15 protein-coding genes are annotated in these 16,429 nt (G+C 73.3%); 2 read left to right on the forward strand and 13 right to left on the reverse strand.

The genetic code is table 11. The features are described from left to right. Window positions 1–190 precede the first annotated feature (190 nt). Window positions 191–1,174: an SDR family oxidoreductase gene (locus NGF19_RS08065; RefSeq protein ID WP_252423519.1), complete on the forward strand. Its 984-nt coding sequence runs from the start codon at window positions 191–193 to the stop codon at window positions 1,172–1,174. Here NGF19_RS08065 and NGF19_RS08070 read toward each other — a convergent pair. The 5 genes from NGF19_RS08070 to fmt all read right to left on the reverse strand — a co-directional run bounded on the left by NGF19_RS08070 (window position 1,165) and on the right by fmt (window position 6,818). After that, entirely contained in the window at window positions 1,165–2,223 is a 1,059-nt protein-coding gene (locus NGF19_RS08070; protein WP_252423520.1) for a helix-turn-helix transcriptional regulator, read from the reverse strand. The genes NGF19_RS08065 and NGF19_RS08070 overlap by 10 nt on opposite strands. Before the next feature lie 204 nt (window positions 2,224–2,427). Then, window positions 2,428–3,471: a sugar-binding transcriptional regulator gene (locus NGF19_RS08075; protein ID WP_252423860.1), complete on the reverse strand. Its 1,044-nt coding sequence runs from the start codon at window positions 3,469–3,471 to the stop codon at window positions 2,428–2,430. Between the two features lie 78 nt (window positions 3,472–3,549). Then, window positions 3,550–4,236, reverse strand: a complete 687-nt coding sequence (gene rpe, locus NGF19_RS08080; RefSeq protein ID WP_252423521.1) for a ribulose-phosphate 3-epimerase — start codon at window positions 4,234–4,236, stop codon at window positions 3,550–3,552. Window positions 4,237–4,367: 131 nt separating this feature from the next. Continuing rightward, on the reverse strand, window positions 4,368–5,786 hold the full coding sequence (locus NGF19_RS08085) for an RsmB/NOP family class I SAM-dependent RNA methyltransferase (RefSeq protein WP_252423522.1): 1,419 nt from the start codon (window positions 5,784–5,786) through the stop codon (window positions 4,368–4,370). A gap of 99 nt (window positions 5,787–5,885) precedes the next feature. Then, window positions 5,886–6,818: a methionyl-tRNA formyltransferase gene (gene fmt / locus NGF19_RS08090; protein ID WP_252423523.1), complete on the reverse strand. Its 933-nt coding sequence runs from the start codon at window positions 6,816–6,818 to the stop codon at window positions 5,886–5,888. 298 nt (window positions 6,819–7,116) lie between these two features. Here fmt and NGF19_RS08095 point away from each other — a divergent pair, with 298 nt between their 5' ends. After that, on the forward strand, window positions 7,117–7,650 hold the full coding sequence (locus NGF19_RS08095; protein WP_252423527.1) for a hypothetical protein: 534 nt from the start codon (window positions 7,117–7,119) through the stop codon (window positions 7,648–7,650). An 81-nt stretch (window positions 7,651–7,731) separates the two neighbouring features. Here NGF19_RS08095 and NGF19_RS08100 read toward each other — a convergent pair whose 3' ends face one another. The 8 genes from NGF19_RS08100 to NGF19_RS08135 form a co-directional block, all read right to left on the reverse strand. Then, window positions 7,732–9,891: a primosomal protein N' gene (locus NGF19_RS08100; protein ID WP_252423529.1), complete on the reverse strand. Its 2,160-nt coding sequence runs from the start codon at window positions 9,889–9,891 to the stop codon at window positions 7,732–7,734. A gap of 118 nt (window positions 9,892–10,009) precedes the next feature. Beyond that, a complete protein-coding gene (metK, locus tag NGF19_RS08105; protein WP_252423530.1) occupies window positions 10,010–11,218 on the reverse strand; it encodes a methionine adenosyltransferase in 1,209 nt (402 codons plus the stop codon). Window positions 11,219–11,460: 242 nt separating this feature from the next. Continuing rightward, the gene (gene coaBC / locus NGF19_RS08110; protein ID WP_252423532.1) at window positions 11,461–12,663 is read right to left on the reverse strand and encodes a bifunctional phosphopantothenoylcysteine decarboxylase/phosphopantothenate--cysteine ligase CoaBC; all 1,203 of its coding nucleotides are present in this window, start codon (window positions 12,661–12,663) and stop codon (window positions 11,461–11,463) included. 224 nt (window positions 12,664–12,887) lie between these two features. Continuing rightward, entirely contained in the window at window positions 12,888–13,160 is a 273-nt protein-coding gene (gene rpoZ / locus NGF19_RS08115) for a DNA-directed RNA polymerase subunit omega (protein ID WP_003970369.1), read from the reverse strand. Window positions 13,161–13,211: 51 nt separating this feature from the next. Next, window positions 13,212–13,769 carry a guanylate kinase gene (gmk, locus tag NGF19_RS08120; RefSeq protein ID WP_252423534.1) on the reverse strand — a complete coding sequence of 186 codons (558 nt, stop codon included), beginning with the start codon at window positions 13,767–13,769 and terminating at the stop codon, window positions 13,212–13,214. Window positions 13,770–13,806: 37 nt separating this feature from the next. Continuing rightward, window positions 13,807–14,130: an integration host factor gene (locus NGF19_RS08125; RefSeq protein ID WP_055492888.1), complete on the reverse strand. Its 324-nt coding sequence runs from the start codon at window positions 14,128–14,130 to the stop codon at window positions 13,807–13,809. Window positions 14,131–14,440: 310 nt separating this feature from the next. Next, window positions 14,441–15,298, reverse strand: coding sequence for an orotidine-5'-phosphate decarboxylase (gene pyrF, locus NGF19_RS08130; RefSeq protein ID WP_252423539.1), 858 nt, complete (start codon window positions 15,296–15,298; stop codon window positions 14,441–14,443). After that, window positions 15,295–16,401: a quinone-dependent dihydroorotate dehydrogenase gene (locus NGF19_RS08135; protein ID WP_252423541.1), complete on the reverse strand. Its 1,107-nt coding sequence runs from the start codon at window positions 16,399–16,401 to the stop codon at window positions 15,295–15,297. The genes pyrF and NGF19_RS08135 overlap by 4 nt, the downstream gene beginning before the upstream one ends. Between the last annotated feature and the right edge of the window lie 28 nt (window positions 16,402–16,429).

A 16,429-nucleotide genomic window follows, 5' to 3' on the forward strand; every position in this document is an offset into this window, starting at 1 on the left:
ACGGGTCAGCCAGGGGGAAAAGCACGTACTTCATTCTCCCATGGCGAGGGGCGAGCGATACCCGGACGGATCGTCCAGGCAGGTCAGCGGGGTCTTCGGGGGATCCTCCAAGAGGGCACGCGCGGACCTCGCGGGAACGGCGCGGAAACGGTGACGTGGACTGTCACCTTTGGCGTGCACCGTGAGGGGCATGGAGAACTTCACCGACACCCGCACCCCGTCCCCCTCCCCCTCCCCCTCCCCCTCCGAGGACAGTCCGCTCACCGGCCGGATCGCACTCGTCGCCGGGGCCACCCGCGGCGCCGGGCGCGCCCTCGCCGTCGAACTCGGCCGCGCGGGCGCCACCGTCTACGTCACCGGCCGCACCACCCGCGAGCACACCAGCGAGGTCGGCCGGGCCACGGAGACCATCGAGGAGACCGGGGAGCTGGTCACGGCGGCGGGCGGTACCGGCATCGCCGTCCCGACCGACCATCTGGACCCGGACCGGGTGACCGCCCTGGTCGAGCGGATCGACCGCGAGCGGGGGCGGCTCGACATCCTCGTCAACGACCTCTGGGGCGGCGAGCAGTTGCTCGTCGACTCCGTCTTCGGCAAGAAGAGCTGGCAGACGCCGCTCGCCGCGGGCCTGCGCATCCTGGAGCTCGGGGTGCGCTCGCACGTCATCACCGCGGCGCTCGCCCTGCCGCTCCTCATCCGCTCGGACGCACCACTGCATGTGGAGGTCACCGACGGCACCGCGTCGTTCAACCGCCGCTACCGCGAGAACATGTACTACGACCTCGCCAAGAACGCCCCGATCCGGATGGCCTTCGGGCTGGGCGAGGAGCTGGCGGAGTACGGGGGCACGGCCCTCGCCGTCACGCCGGGCTTCCTGCGCTCGGAGCAGATGCTCGCCCATTTCGGCGTGACGGAGGAGAACTGGCGCGACGCCATCGCCCAGGAGCCGTACTTCGCCATCGCCGAGTCGCCGTACTACCTCGCCCGCGGGGTCGCCGCGCTCGCCGCCGACCCGGACCGGGCCGCGCGCTGGAACGGCAGGTCCGTCTCCAGCGCGGACCTCGCCCGGGCCTACGACGTACGGGACGTGGACGGCAGCCGGCCGGACTCCTTCGCGTACATCGAGGACGCCCGGTACGCCGGGAAGGACTGCTCGGTGGACGACTACCGCTGACGCTCCGGCTCCGCGCCGTACAGGGCGGCCAGGGCCCGCGCGTGCGCGCGGAAGCGAGCGCGCAGGCCCGCCGGGGCCAGCACCTCCACGTCCGCGCCCAGCCCGGTCAACTGGGCGAAGGCGATGTCCTCCGACTCCACCGGCAGGTCGAGCGTGACCTGCCCGGTGGCGTCCGGCGCGGTCGTGGCGGCCGGGGTCGCGCCGCTGACACTGGCGGACTCCAGCACGTCGGGCAGGCGGCGCAGGCCGCGCTCGGTCAGGCGCACGGTGACGGTCGTCCGCAGCAGCGCCCGCGCGAAGGCGTCGGCCCGGTCCCGCCAGTGTGCGGCCAGGTCGAAGGACGGGTCGCGCACGAAGGGGTCCTCGGCGCCGGGCGCGGGGCCGAGGGCGGTGACGCGGTCGACGCGGTAGGTGCGCCAGGCGTCCCGGCCCGTGCGTTCCCCGGGAACACGGCCCGTCGGCTCCCCCGGGACGCGGCCCACCAGGTACCAGACCCCCGCCTTGAGCACGAGCCCGTACGGCTCCAGGACGCGGCTGACCACGCGGTGCGGCGCGCCGTCCCGGCCCGGTCGCGCGTAGGACAGCTCGACGGTGCGGTCGGACCAGACGGCGCGGGCCAGGTCCGGCAGCAGCTCCGGGGCCGACGGCTCGCGGAACCAGGCCGGGGCGTCGAGGTGGAAGCGGCGTACGGACGACTCGGCCGCCGCGCGCAGCGAGGGGAGCAGGGTGGCCGACAGCTTCAGCCGGGCCGTGTCCGCCGCGTCCGAGAGCCCGAGGTCCCGCAGGGCGGTGGGCAGTCCGGAGAGGTAGAGCGTCTCGGCCTCGGTGGGGTGCAGCGTGGTGAGCCGGGTGCGGTGGCCGGGCGCCAGGTGGTAGCCGCCCGCCCGGCCGCGCTCGGCCCGGATGGGCACGCCCGCCTCTTGGAGCGCCTGGGCGTCGCGGATCACCGTGCGCCGGGAGATGTCCAGCTCACGGGCGAGGGCCTCGGCGGTCAGGCCGGGGCTCGACTGGACGAGGAGCGCCATGCGGAGCAGGCGGGCGGCACGCATGGCTCAAGGATCGTGGACCCGGTGTCCCGGTCGCGCCACGGGGGTCGGGTTTCGGCCGTGGCCCGGGAGCGCGGCCACCGAGAACGGGGACGGCCGCGGCGGCATGTGTCGATGCCGCCGCGGCCAGTCCCCGTTCTCCGATGATCGGACTTCTCCGATGCCCTGGCTTCTCCGATGACCAGGCTTCTCCTGCGAGCCGGGCGATCAGGAACCGTCGGGGTCCGCGCGGTTCAGGGCCGGCTTCGGCGGCTGCCCCGCCGTCATCAGATAGTCGGCCGCCGCCGTGTCCGTGACCAGGCTGGTGACGAGCCCGGACCGCAGCACCGCGTCGATGGCCGCCGCCTTGCGCTGGCCGCCCGCGATCGCGACGACCTCGGGGACGCGGCGGAGCTGGTCCGCCTTGACGGTGATGCACCGCTCCCCCAGGTCCCGTCCGATCCGGCGCCCCTCGGCGTCGAAGAGGTGCGCGGACATCTCGGCGGCGACACCGAGCGAGGCGTAGTGGGCGCGCTCCTCCTCGCTGAGCATGTCGTGCACCGTCGAGATGCCCGGCGCCCAGGAGCCGATGGAGACGCAGGCGACCGTCACCTTGTCGAAGTACTCGTAGGCGCGGGCGATCCCCGTCTGGTTGCGCAGCGCCGCCGCGGTCGCCTCGTCCGGCAGCAGCATCGGCGCGTAGATCGGGTGGGCGTCCCCGCCCGAGACCTGTGCGGCACGGCGGACGGCCTCCACCGATCCGCGCTCGGCGGTCCCGGCGTCGTACACGCCCGTGAGCTGCACCACCGTGCACGGGGGCAGCCGGTTCAAGGCGGCTGCCATGTTGATGGTGGAGCGGCCCCAGGCCAGTCCCAGCACATCGCCCTCGGTCACCAGTTCGCCGAGCAGATCGGCGGCGACCTCACCGAGGTTCTCGGGGTCGGGCGACTCCTCGGCCTCGGCCGGGGACTCGACCACCACGGCGTGCCTGAGGCCGTAGCGGGCGCGCAGGGCGTCGGAGCGCTCGGCGTCCAGTTCGGCCGGCACCCGGATCTCGATCCGCACGAGATCCCGTTCGAGGGCGGTCTCCAGGACCCGGGCCACCTTGAAGCGGCTGACGCCGAACTCCTCCGCGATCTGGATCTTGGACTTGCCCTCGAGGTAGAAGCGACGGGCCATGGCCGCCGCCTGCACCAGCTCAGCGGGTCCCATCCGCATGGCTGACCGGCCCGCCGTCATACCCGACACAGCCATCTCCTCACTGCTCTTCACACTGTGCATACGCTGTTCATCCTTGCAGATTCGGCGGGACCGATCTGCCCGGACGTTCGGCGTTCAGGTTCTGTTGGCTCAGTGGTCGCATGCCCAGGAGGCCTGGGCCGTCGCCCGCTGTGCCTGGTCACGCAGGGCGTGGACCGCCGCGGAGGGGTCGGCCGCGCCGTACACCGCGGAACCGGCGACGAAGACATCCGCGCCCGCCTCGGCGCACCGCTCGATGGTGGAAGCCGAGACTCCGCCGTCGACCTGGAGCCAGAGTTCGAGGCCGTGCTTGCTGATCAGCTCACGGGTGCGGCGGATCTTCGGGAGCATGATGTCGAGGAACGCCTGCCCGCCGAAGCCGGGCTCCACCGTCATGATGAGCAGCATGTCCAGCTCGGGCAGCAGGTCCTCGTACGGCTCGATGGGGGTCGCGGGCTTGAGGGCCATGGAGGCGCGGGCACCCTTGGCGCGGATCTCGCGGGCGAGCCGGACCGGCGCGGCGGCGGCCTCCGCATGGAAGGTGACCGATCCGGCGCCCGCCTCGACGTACTGCGGCGCCCACCGGTCGGCGTCCTCGATCATCAGATGGCAGTCCAGCGGGGTGTCCGTGGCGCGGGCCAGGGACTCCACGATCGGCACGCCGAGCGTCAGGTTCGGGACGAAGTGGTTGTCCATGACATCGACGTGGAGCCAGTCGGCGCCGTCGACGGCCTTCGCCTCCTCGGCGAGGCGCGCGAAGTCGGCGGACAGGATGCTGGGGTTGATCTGCACGGCCATGACCCAAGCCTGCCATGCCCAGGACGCGTCGCTCGCGCCGGTCCCGGCGGGTCCCGGCCGGAACCCGCCGCTCCGGACCGGGCCGGTCCCCGGGAGCCGTCACGAGCGTCCCCGGGGACCGTCGAGCGGCGTCAGCCCGTGCGCCGGATGATCGCCAGGTACATCGCGTCGGTGCCGTGCAGATGCGGCCACAACTGGACGTCGGGGCCGTCACCGAGCGCCGGTACGCCGGGCAGCAGCGGCCGGGCGTCGATCAGCTCGGCGTCCCCGTACTGCCGCAGCACGTCGTCGACGACGGCGCGGGTCTCGGCGAGATGGGGCGAGCAGGTGGCGTAGCCGACGACGCCTCCCACGCGTACGGACTCCAGGGCCGTGCGCAGCAGGCCGCGCTGGAGCGGCGCGAACCCGTCGAGATCCTCCGGCCTGCGCCGCCAGCGGGCCTCGGGGCGGCGGCGCAGCGCGCCGAGTCCGGTGCAGGGCACGTCCATCAGGACGCGGTCGAAGGAGCCGGGGCGCCACGGCGGCCGGGTCCCGTCGGCGGCGATGACCTGGTACGGGCCGGGGTTCCCGGCGAGCGCCTTGGCCACGAGTCCGGCGCGGTGCGGCTGCTTCTCGGAGGCGAGCAGGACGGCTCCGCGCTCGGCGGCCAGGGCGGCGAGCAGGGCGGCCTTGCCGCCGGGGCCCGCGCAGCCGTCGAGCCAGGCGCGGTCGGGTCCGCCGAGGGGGGCGTTCGCGAGGGCGAGCGCGACGAGCTGGCTGCCCTCGTCCTGCACGCCCGCGCGGCCTTCCCGCACCGCCTCCACGGCACCGGGCTCGCCGCCCTCGGTGAGCCGGACGGCGTACGGCGACCAGCGGCCCGGCACCGCGGCCTCCTCGCGCAGCAGCTCGTCGGGGGTGGAGCGGCCGGGACGGGCGACGAGCGTGACCTCGGGCCGCTCGTTGTCGGCCTCCAGCAGGTCCTCGATCCCGGCGCGCGGTCCGCCGAGGGAGTCCCACAGGGCGGAGACGATCCAGCGGGGGTGGGAGTGCACGACGGCCAGGTGGTCCTCGGGGTCCTCGTCGTACGGCGGGGCGACCCGCTCCAGCCAGCCGTCGAGGTCGTGCTGGGTGACCTTGCGCAGCACGGCGTTGACGAACTTGGCCCGCCCGTCGCCGAGCACGACCCGGGCCAGCTCGACCGTGGCGGACACGGCGGCGTGGCTGGGGATGCGCGTCCCGAGCAATTGGTGCACCCCGAGGCTCAGCACGTCGAGCACGGGCGGGTCGACCTCGCGCAGCGGCCGGTCCACGCAGGCCGCGATGATCGCGTCGTACGTCCCCTGGCGGCGCAGCGTCCCGTACACCAGCTCGGTGGCCAGCGCCGCGTCCCGGCCGTCGAAGCCGTCTTTCTCGCGCGCCTTGCGCAGCAGCGGCGGCAGGACGAGGTTCGCGTACGCGTCCCGCTCGTCGACGGCCCTGAGCGCGTCGAAGGCGAGGATGCGGACGGGGTCCTTCTGGGGCCGGCGGTAGGGCTTGCCCGGCTTGCGGGGACGACGGGACTGGTCGCTCACGAAAAGGTGCTCCGGATGTGGGGTGGGATGCGGCTCCCAGCCTACGTCCGCCGGGGGCGGGAAGGCCGGGAGGGTCCACGGGGGTCCGCGGGCGGACGGTCAGCCGCCGAGCGTCTCCGTGTCGGCGATCCGCGCCCCGCGCGCCCAGTCCGCGGCCCGCATCGGCTTCTTGCCCTGGGCCTGCACCCACAGCAGCTCGACGGCGTACGATCCGGTGCCCACGTGCACGCTGTTCTTGCCGACGGCGAGCTGCCCCGGCGCGAGGTCCGTCCGCTCGGGCACGGGTGTGACCTGGATCAGCTTGAGCCGCTCGCCGCGGAAGGTGGTCCAGGCGCCGGGCGCGGGCGTGCAGGCGCGCACCACGCGGTCGGCGCGGAGCGCGGGGACGGACCAGTCGACGTGCGCGTCCTCGACGGTGATCTTCGGTGCGAGCGTGATGCCCTCGGCGGGCTGCGGTACGGCCTTGAGGGTGCCGTCCTCGATGCCGTCCATGGTGGCGGCGAGCAGTCCGGAACCGGCGAAGGCGAGCCGGGTGAGCAGGTCGCCGCTGGTGTCGGTGCGGCGGATCTCCTCGGTCACGGTGCCGTAGACGGGCCCGGAGTCGAGCCCTTCCTCGATGAGGAAGGTGGTGGCGCCGGTGATCTCGTCGCCCGCCAGCAGGGAGTGCTGCACGGGGGCGGCGCCGCGCCAGGCGGGGAGCAGGGAGAAGTGCAGGTTGACCCAGCCGTGGACGGGGATGTCGAGGGCGACGCGCGGCAGGAGCGCACCGTAGGCGACGACGGGGCAGCAGTCGGGCGCGATCTCGCGCAGCCGGGCGAGGAAGTCCTCGTCGCGGGGCCGCTCGGGCTTGAGGATCTCGATCCCGGCCTCCTCGGCGCGCTGGGCCACGGGGCTGGCGACGAGCCTGCGCCCGCGCCCGGCCGGTGCGTCGGGCCGGGTGACGACGGCCACCACCTCGTGCCGCTCGGACGCGATCAGCGCGTCCAGTGCGGGAACGGCGACCTCGGGGGTACCTGCGAACACAAGCCTCATGGGTGAAGGACGGCCTCTCGGGCGGGAGTGTGACGGGCCCTCACGCCTGCGGCTGCGCCAAGGCGTACGGGCAGCGCACCAGTGTATGGGGGCGGGCGACCCGGCGGTGCGACGGCCGTCCCGGCCCGGCGGACCGTGCGCTGCGCGGCGCGCATCGCCACCCAGGGGCGTGGGCATATGCCCTTGCGCCCCCGCACCGTGACCACAAGCCCGGATACGCGTTGTCAAGAGAGAGTTGACCTAAACGGGCCGTGACCACGGCCCGGTCCCTTGCAACGCCGGTTCGAGAGGCTTGTTCATGGCCGACCACGCAACCCACGACGCCCAGGCTCGGGCCAGCCTGCACTTGCTGGTGCGGGACATCGAGCGGGTCCGCCGGCAGGTGGACGCACTGCGCACGCTCACCGCCCAGTTGGGCAACGTCTACCGTCCGCGCCGCTCCGGCCCGTCGACGGGGTTCGTCGTCTACGGGCGCGCGCCCGCCCCGACCGTCCGTCTCGCCCAGGAGCTGCGGGACAGCGTCGAGACCCTGGTGACGGCCGCCGTGGACTTCGACCGCTCGCTCGGCTTCTCGTGGGACGCCGTCGGCTCCGCGCTGGGCGTCACCAAGCAGGCCGTGCACCGCCGTTACGGCGCCCGCCGGGCCACGGCCCAGGCCGCCGCCGAGGCCGAGCGCGCACCGGAGCCGTCGGGCACGCGCACGCTCAACGTGGGCGCGGGCATCTCCACGGTCCCCACGGCCCGCTCGATGCCGGCCCAGCCGACGGCAAGCGGCCCCGCCCTGCGCGACGACCCGAGGCCGACGGCCTTCCCAGGCCCGCGAAACGGCTGACCACCCTCCTGCCCGCCTCCCGGACGCCGAACCGGGAGGCGGTCGCCCGTCCACCCCAGGGCACACGTCCCCTACCCTGCATCACCCGATGTCCAGCGGATCGATCCGGATCCGTACCGTCTCCCCGCCCCCGCTGCCGCCGCGTGCCGTTCGGGTCGCCAGCGCGGTCTTCAGCGCCGCGGCCAGTGCCGCCCCACTGCCGGGTGGTACTCGGACGAGTGCCCGTTCCCAGGGTTCACCCGGCGGCGGCCCACCGGGCCGTCGGGGGCGCCCGGCCTCGCTCGACGGTGCCGGGATCGGTCCCAACACCTCGGCGTCCGGCGGCAGTTCGACAGCGCGGAGGAAGCTCGCCAGCGCGTCGGCCGGTCCGGTCACGGCGGCCATGCGCGACACCGGCGGGAACCCCAGCTCGGCCCGCTCGGACAGTTCCCGCACCGCGTGCCCGACGGGATCCCAACGGACCAGCGCCTGCACGGGCCGCAGCGTCGCCTCGGCCACGATCACGACCGTGCCCCCCGCCGACTGCGGCCGGACGAGCGCGCTCGCACCGATCCACCGCCGCAGCGCCTCCTCGCCCGCCCTGAGGTCGGGCCGCCCGAGCATGGCCCAGCCGTCGAGGAGCAGCGCCGCCGCGTAGCCGCCCTCGGCGACGGGCTCGGCGCCCGGGGTGCTCACCACGAGCGCGGGCGCCGCGGGCACCGTGTCCAGCACCTGCTCGCGCCCCGACGTCCGCACAGGGACGGCCGGGAACGCGCGCCCCAGCTCCTCGGCCGTGCGCCGCGCCCCCACGATCTGCGCCCGCAGCCGGAACCCGCCGCACTCCGGGCAGTGCCAGGAGGCCTCCTCCCGCCCGCACCAGCCGCAGCGCAGCTCCCCCGCGTCCTGCGCGGCCAGCGGCCCGGCGCAGTGGCGGCACCGCGCGGGCGCCCGGCAGCGCGCGCAGGCCAGCTTGGGCACATAGCCGCGTCGAGGCACCTGCACCAGCACGGGGCCGTGCCGCAGCCCCTCCCGCGCCACCTGCCAGGCGAGCGACGGCAGCCGTGCCGCGCGCGCCGCCTCGTCCCGCGCGAGATCCCCGTCCCCCACGGTCCGTACGAGGGGCGCCGCGGCCCGTACCCGCTCGCGGTCGGCGACGAGCGGCGCGGCCCAGCCGCTCTCCACGAGCTGGGCGGCCTCCACGGTGCAGCTCCGACTCCCCAGCAGGAAGGCGCACTTGTCGCGGGTGGCCCGCAACTCCAGCACCTCGCGGACATGCGGGTACGGGGCGTTGTCGGCGCTGTGCCCGGCGTCCCCGTCGTCCCAGACGACGACGAGCCCCAGATCACGGACCGGCGCGAACATGGCGGCCCGGGTCCCGACGACGGCCCGTACGGCCCCGCGCCGTACGGCGAGCCACTCCCGGTAGCGCCGCTCCTGACCGGCGTCGGCCGTCAGCAGGGCATGCTGCCCCTCCCCGATCAGCTCCCGCAGCGCCGCGTCGACCCGGGCGGCGGGCCGCCCCGCGGGCAGGACGACCAGCGCCCCCCGGCCGGAGGCGAGGGTGGCCTGCACGGCCCGAGCGATCTCCTCGGCCCACTCGGGTCCGGGCAGAGCGGTCCACACGGCTCGCGGCGCGCCGCCACGGGCCAGCGACCGCAGGAAGTCCACCCCGTGCCCGTACCGCAGCCAGGACCCTGGAGCGGGCGCCGCGGGCGGAGCGGGCGGCGGGCCCGTCGTCGCGGCCTCGGCGCGCGCATGCCGTGGCGGCACGGCGAGTTGGAGCACATCGGCGAGGCTGCCCGCGTACCGGTCGGCGACGGCGCGGGCGAGGTCCAGCAGTTCGGGCGAGAGCACCGGCTCGGGCGACACGACCTGGGCGAGCGCGGCGAGGGGTCCGCGGTAGTCCGACTCGGCCACGCGCTCGACGAGGAACCCGTCGATGAGCCCGCCGCCCTCGCGCCGCCCCTCGCGCACCGTGCGCCCACCGGCCCCGAACCGCACCCGCACCCGCACCCCGGGCTGCGCCACGGCGTCGAGTTCCTCCGGGACCGCGTAGTCGAAGTACCGGTCCAGATGCAGCACGCCCTTGTCGACCACGACCCGCGCGACGGGCCGGTCCTTGGCCAGCGCGGCCCCGCGCCAGGTCCGCGGCTTGGCCTTGGGTGTCTTGGCCTTCCGTACGGCGTCGCGTATCAGCGCAAGCTGCTCGGGCGGCGCGGCCTCTCCCCCGCCCGCCGACTGCTGCCCGTTCCCGCTGCTCACGCTTGCATTCTTACCAAACGCCACTGACACCGCCGCCCGCTCGCCGACGGCGCTCACGCCGAAGCCCGGCGCCCCGCGTCGAGCGGGGGCGCCGGGCTTCGCCGACGACAGAGCGGTCCTACAGGCCCGCGGCCTTGCGCAGCGCCTCCACCCGGTCGGTGCGCTCCCAGGTGAAGTCGGGCAGCTCGCGGCCGAAGTGGCCGTAGGCCGCCGTCTGGGCGTAGATCGGGCGGAGCAGGTCGAGGTCGCGGATGATCGCGGCCGGGCGCAGGTCGAAGACCTCGCTGATCGCGGCCTCGATCTTGTCGGTGTCGACCTTGGCCGTGCCGAAGGTCTCGACGAACAGGCCCACCGGCTCGGCCTTGCCGATCGCGTACGCCACCTGGACCTCGCAGCGGGAGGCCAGGCCCGCGGCGACCACGTTCTTGGCGACCCAGCGCATCGCGTACGCCGCCGAGCGGTCGACCTTGGACGGGTCCTTGCCGGAGAAGGCGCCGCCACCGTGGCGGGCCATACCGCCGTAGGTGTCGATGATGATCTTGCGGCCGGTCAGGCCCGCGTCACCCATCGGGCCGCCGATCTCGAAGCGGCCGGTGGGGTTGACGAGCAGCCGGTAGCCGTCCGTCTCCAGCTTGATGCCCTCGTCCAGGAGCGCCTTCAGCTCGGGCTCCACGACGAACTCGCGGATGTCGGGGGCGAGCAGGGACTCCAGGTCGATGTCGCTCGCGTGCTGCGAGGAGATGACCACCGTGTCCAGGCGGACCGCCTTGTCGCCGTCGTACTCGATGGTGACCTGGGTCTTGCCGTCCGGGCGCAGGTAGGGGATCGTGCCGTTCTTGCGGACGTCGGACAGCCGCTTGGACAGGCGGTGCGCCAGGAAGATCGGCAGCGGCATCAGCGTCGGGGTCTCGTCCGAGGCGTAGCCGAACATCAGGCCCTGGTCGCCCGCGCCCTGCCGGTCCAGCTCGTCCTCATCGCCTTCGACGCGGGTCTCGTACGCCGTGTCCACACCCTGCGCGATGTCCGGGGACTGCGCGCCGATCGAGACCGAGACACCGCAGGAGGCGCCGTCGAAGCCCTTCTTCGACGAGTCGTAGCCGATGCCGAGGATCGTGTTGCGGACCAGCGTCGCGATGTCCGCGTAGGCCTTGGTCGTGACCTCACCGGCCACATGCACCAGGCCGGTCGTGATCAGCGTCTCCACGGCGACCCGGGACGTCGGGTCCTCCCGCAGAAGCGCGTCGAGAATGGCGTCGCTGATCTGGTCAGCGATCTTGTCGGGGTGGCCCTCGGTCACGGACTCCGAGGTGAACAGGCGACGGGACACAACGCTCCCTGTGGTTGCAGCGGCTGCTGGCTGATCATTGACCGGACGGACAGGGGCTGCGCCCAGGCGTCGTCCGAGGGACAGTTTATCGGTCGCGCTCGGCCACCGGCCCACCTGTCTCGCCTCTCGGGAACCCTGTGACCTGCGGCACGGGCATTCTGCCCAATGCCAGGCGCTGTTTACCAGGGTCGCCACGCGTGAATGTCCGGGGATCGGCCGGGCCGCGAAGTGAAATGAATCATTCAGGCCAGGCGGCGCACGACGAGATCCCAGACCGTCTCGGCCAGCGCTTCCTTGGGCCCGTACGGCACAGGAGTCTCACTGCCGTCGGCGCCCAGCACGACCGCCTCGTTCTCCTCGGTGCCGAAGGTCTTCGCCTCCCCCACCTCGTTCACCACGAGCAGGTCACAGCCCTTGCGGGCCAGCTTCGCGCGGCCGTTGACCAGCACGTCGTCGGTCTCCGCGGCGAAGCCGACGACCACCTGGCCCGGCCGGGCGCGATCGGCGGACAGCTCCGCGAGAATGTCCGGATTCCTGACCAGGGTGATCGGCTCCGGCTCCTGCCCGTCCTTCTTCTTGATCTTCCCCAGCGCGTACACGGCGGGCCGGAAGTCCGCGACGGCCGCCGCCATCACGACGACGTCCGCGTCGGCGGCGGCCTTCAGGGCCGCCTCGCGCAACTGGACCGCGGTGCCCACCGGTATGACGTCCACGCCCGCCGGATCGGGCAGGCCGGTGTTCGCGGCGATCAGGGTGACGCGGGCGCCGCGGGCCGCCGCCGTGCGCGCGAGGGCGTAGCCCTGCTTGCCGGAGGAGCGGTTGCCGAGGAAGCGGACGGGGTCGAGGGGCTCACGGGTGCCGCCCGCGCTGACGACGACATGACGGCCCGCGAGGTCCGGCTCGCGGACGCCTCGCGCGAGCACGCGTCGGCAGATCTCGAAGATCTCGGTGGGGTCGGGCAGTCGGCCCTTGCCCGTGTCGACACCGGTCAGCCGGCCCACCGCGGGCTCGATCACCACGGCGCCGCGCCGCCGCAGCGTCGCCACGTTCTCCTGGGTGGCCGGGTGCTCCCACATCTCGGTGTGCATGGCCGGGGCGAAGACGACCGGACAGCGGGCCGTGAGCAGCGTGTTCGTCAGCAGGTCGTCGGCGAGGCCGTGGGCCGCCTTGGCGAGCATGTCGGCCGTCGCGGGGGCCACGACCACCAGATCGGCGTGCTGTCCGATCCGGACGTGGGGCACCTCGTGGACGTCGTCCCAGACCTCGGTCGAGACCGGCTTGCCGGACAGCGCGGACCAGGTGGCGGCGCCGACGAAGTGCAGGGCGGAGGCGGTGGGGACGACCCGTACGTCGTGGCCCGACTCCGTCAGCCGGCGCAGCAGCTCGCACGCCTTGTACGCGGCGATGCCACCGCTGACCCCCAGAACGACCTTCGGCTTGCCCACCGGGCCTCCCCGCACTCGTGAATCCGTGACACCGCGGCTTGCCGGGCGTACGCGCCCGTCTCAGGCGTACGCGTCTATGACGCACCCGTCTATGACACACCGCAGGCCCGGCAGTCGCTCCCCCAGCCGATGCTGGAAGTGCCCCTCTGCCGGGCCTGCGGAAGGCCTGTTGCAAGCCGCGGATCTGACATGTCGCTCGCCGCGTGCTGACGCCGCGCGCGTTGTTACTGCGCCGGGCCCTCGATGGCCTCGGACGTGAGCAGACCCGCGTTGATCTCGCGCAGGGCGATCGACAGCGGCTTCTCGTGGACGTGGGTGTCCACGAGCGGACCGACGTACTCGAGGAGGCCCTCACCGAGCTGCGAGTAGTACGCGTTGATCTGGCGGGCCCGCTTGGCCGCGTAGATCACGAGGCTGTACTTCGAGTCGGTAGCCTCGAGGAGCTCGTCGATCGGCGGGTTGATGATGCCCTCGGGCGTGGTGATGGAAGAGGACACGCTCTACCTTCCGAAGATGGGGAAAGATCAGACCTGATCACACAACCCTGATCACACAACGTTCATCAAGGCTAGCAGCTCGCGCGCCACGTCCTCGACGGAGGTGTTGACCAGGGTGACGTCGAACTCCGGCTCGGCCGCCAGCTCGACCCGGGCCGCCGCCAGCCGACGCTCGATGACCTCGGGCGACTCGGTGCCGCGGCCGGTGAGCCTGCGCACCAGCTCCTCCCAGGAGGGGGGAGCCAGGAACACGAGCTGGGCCTCGGGCATCGACTCGCGCACCTGCCGGGCGCCCTGGAGGTCGATCTCCAGCAGCACCGGTACACCGGCCTCCAGATGCTCCAGCACGGCGGCCCGTGGTGTGCCGTAGCGGTTGCCGGCGAACTCGGCCCACTCCAGCAGCTCGCCGTTGGCGATCAGCTTGTCCATCTCCTCGTCGCTGACGAAGAAGTAGTGGACTCCGTGCTGCTCCCCGGGACGGGGGCTGCGGGTCGTCGCCGACACCGAGAGCCAGACCCCGGGGTATTCCTTGCGCATATGGGCGACGACCGTGCTCTTGCCGACCCCGGAGGGGCCGGAGAGCACGGTCAGCCGCGGACGTTCACTCATGCAGCGATTATTCCAGCAAATCCGGGGTGCCCCGGACTCAGCTGGCGGCACCGCCGAACTCGCGCTCCAGGGAGGCGATCTGGTTGGAACCAAGGCCACGCACACGACGGCTCTCGGAGATCCCGAGTCGCTCCATGATCTGCTTGGCGCGGACCTTGCCCACGCCGGGCAGGGACTCGAGCAGGGCGGAGACCTTCATCTTGCCGATGACGTCGTTCTCCTGGCCCTGCTTGATGACCTCGTGAAGAGAGGCGCCGGAGTGCTTGAGTCGATTCTTGACCTCGGCCCGCTCCCGGCGAGCCGCGGCGGCCTTTTCGAGCGCGGCTGCGCGCTGTTCGGGGGTAAGGGGCGGAAGAGCCACGCCTACGTCACCTCGGATGTTGAACTGTCGGATACGGACCGGTGAGGAACCTAGTCGCCCCACACCTGGGGGGCCACGAGCAACACGCTTGCCCGTTCTCCCCCACTGCCTCAAGGGCGTGGGAGGTGCCCCCACTCGTCGGAGACTAGCGGGCAAGTCCGCCGGAGTCAGCGAGAACAGCGGAAAAGTCCTGGTCAGCCTCTGTCGAGACGGACTTTTGGGACATACTGCCCCGGATTCGCGGGTGGATCCACCCTCCAGCCCGCCCCGAAGCACCCGGCGCGGGGGCCTCGCGTGACTCCTGCGCGGGCTAGGCCGCCGCCACCGCCGCCCGGATCTCCTCGGCGAAACGGTCCGCCGCCTCGCGCAGCGCGAGGACGTCGGGGCCGTACCGCAGCACCCCCCGGCTCACGTTCGGCACCACGTTGCGGACCGCCGAGCCGAAGACCGCGGGAAGGTCGGCCGCGGTGGCTCCCTGGGCGCCGATGCCGGGCGCGAGGAGGGGGCCGTTGATGTCGAGGTCGTACGAGGACAGGTCGCCGAGGGTGGCGCCGACCACCGCGCCGAAGGAGCCGAGGGGCGCCTCGCCCGCGTTCTCGGCGGCGAGATGGGCGAGCATCGTCGCCGCGACGCTGCGGCCGTCGGCGCGCACCGCGTGCTGCACCTCGCCGCCCTCCGGGTTGGAGGTCAGCGCGAGGACGAAGAGCCCGGCGCCGTTCTCGCGCGCCAGCTCCACGGCCGGGGCCAGCGAGCCGTAGCCGAGGTAGGGCGAGACGGTCAGCGCGTCGGAGAACAGCGGGGCGTCCCGGTGCAGGAAGGACTCGGCGTACGCGGCCATGGTCGAGCCGATGTCACCGCGCTTGGCGTCCATGACGACCAGCGCCCCGGCCTCCCGCGCCTCCTGCACGGCCGTCTCCAGGACCGCGAGGCCGCGTGACCCGAAGCGCTCGAAGAACGCGCTCTGCGGCTTGAGGACGGCGACCCGCTCGGCCACGGCCTCGACGACCGTGCGGCTGAACCGCTCCAGGCCCGCCACGTCGTCGTCCAGCCCCCACTCGGCGAGCAGGGAGGCGTGCGGGTCGATGCCGACGCACAGGGGGCCGCGCTCGTCCATGGCCCGGCGCAGGCGCGCGCCGAAGGGTTCCGGAGCCGTGCGGTCTTCCGTCATGCGGTCTTCCTCACATCGGCGCCGACCGCGTCGGCGAGGGTGGCGTACGGGCTCGTGCGCAGGCGCGCGGCGAGCCCCTTGTGGAGGGCACGGGCCCAACAGGGTCCCTCGTAGATGAAGGCGCTGTAGCCCTGGACCAGCGTGGCGCCGGCCAGGATGCGCTGCCAGGCGTCCTCGGCGTTCTCGATGCCGCCGACGCCCACGAGGGTGATGCGGTCGCCCACGCGCGCGTAGAGGCGGCGCAGCACCTCCAGGGAGCGTGCCTTCAGCGGCGCGCCCGACAGACCGCCGGTCTCCTTCACCAGGGCGGGGTCGGAGGTCAGGCCGAGGCCGTCGCGCGCGATGGTGGTGTTCGTGGCGATGATCCCGTCCAGGCCCAGCTCCACGGCGAGGTCGGCGACGGCGTCGATGTCCTCGTCGGCCAGGTCGGGGGCGATCTTCACGAGGAGCGGGACGCGCCGTGCGGTGACCGCGCGGTCGGCGGCCTCGCGGACGGCGCTCAGCAGCGGTCGCAGCGCCTCGGTGGCCTGGAGGTCGCGCAGCCCCGGGGTGTTCGGCGAGGAGACGTTGACGACCAGGTAGTCGGCGTACGGCGCGAGGCGCGCGGCGGACTTCACGTAGTCCGCGACGGCCTCGGCCTCCGGGACGACCTTGGTCTTGCCGATGTTGACGCCGACGACGGTCTTGAAGACGGGCCTGCGGGACGCCAGACGCGCGGCGACCGCCTGCGAGCCCTCGTTGTTGAAGCCCATCCGGTTGATCAGCGCCCGGTCCGGGACGAGCCGGAACAACCGCTTCTTCGGATTGCCCGGCTGCGGCTCTCCGGTCACCGTGCCGATCTCGACATGGTCGAAGCCGAGCATCGACATGCCGTCGACAGCGACCGCGTTCTTGTCGAAGCCGGCCGCGAGCCCGAAGGGGCCGTGCATCCGCAGCCCGAAGGCCTCGGTGCGCAACTCCTTGTGGCGGGGCGCCAGGAAGGCGGCGGCGAAGGTGCGCAGGACCGGAACGCGGGCGGCCAGGCGGATCCAGCGGAAGGCCAGGTGGTGGGCGTTCTCCGGGTCCATCCGGGTGAAGACGAGACGGAAGAAGAGTCTGTACATGGAGGTGTCCTCACGACGAGGGGGACAC

Origin of the sequence: Streptomyces macrolidinus, assembly GCF_023887685.1 — a bacterium.
Lineage (GTDB): Bacteria > Actinomycetota > Actinomycetes > Streptomycetales > Streptomycetaceae > Streptomyces > Streptomyces macrolidinus.

Coding starts and splice junctions, on each gene's coding strand:
- NGF19_RS08065 (WP_252423519.1), top strand. CDS start 191: ATGGAGAACTTCACCGACACCCGCACCCCGTCCCCCTCCCCCTCCCCC.
- NGF19_RS08070 (WP_252423520.1), bottom strand. CDS start 2,223: ATGCGTGCCGCCCGCCTGCTCCGCATGGCGCTCCTCGTCCAGTCGAGC.
- rpe (WP_252423521.1), bottom strand. CDS start 4,236: ATGGCCGTGCAGATCAACCCCAGCATCCTGTCCGCCGACTTCGCGCGC.
- fmt (WP_252423523.1), bottom strand. CDS start 6,818: ATGAGGCTTGTGTTCGCAGGTACCCCCGAGGTCGCCGTTCCCGCACTG.
- NGF19_RS08095 (WP_252423527.1), top strand. CDS start 7,117: ATGGCCGACCACGCAACCCACGACGCCCAGGCTCGGGCCAGCCTGCAC.
- gmk (WP_252423534.1), bottom strand. CDS start 13,769: ATGAGTGAACGTCCGCGGCTGACCGTGCTCTCCGGCCCCTCCGGGGTC.
- pyrF (WP_252423539.1), bottom strand. CDS start 15,298: ATGACGGAAGACCGCACGGCTCCGGAACCCTTCGGCGCGCGCCTGCGC.
- NGF19_RS08135 (WP_252423541.1), bottom strand. CDS start 16,401: ATGTACAGACTCTTCTTCCGTCTCGTCTTCACCCGGATGGACCCGGAG.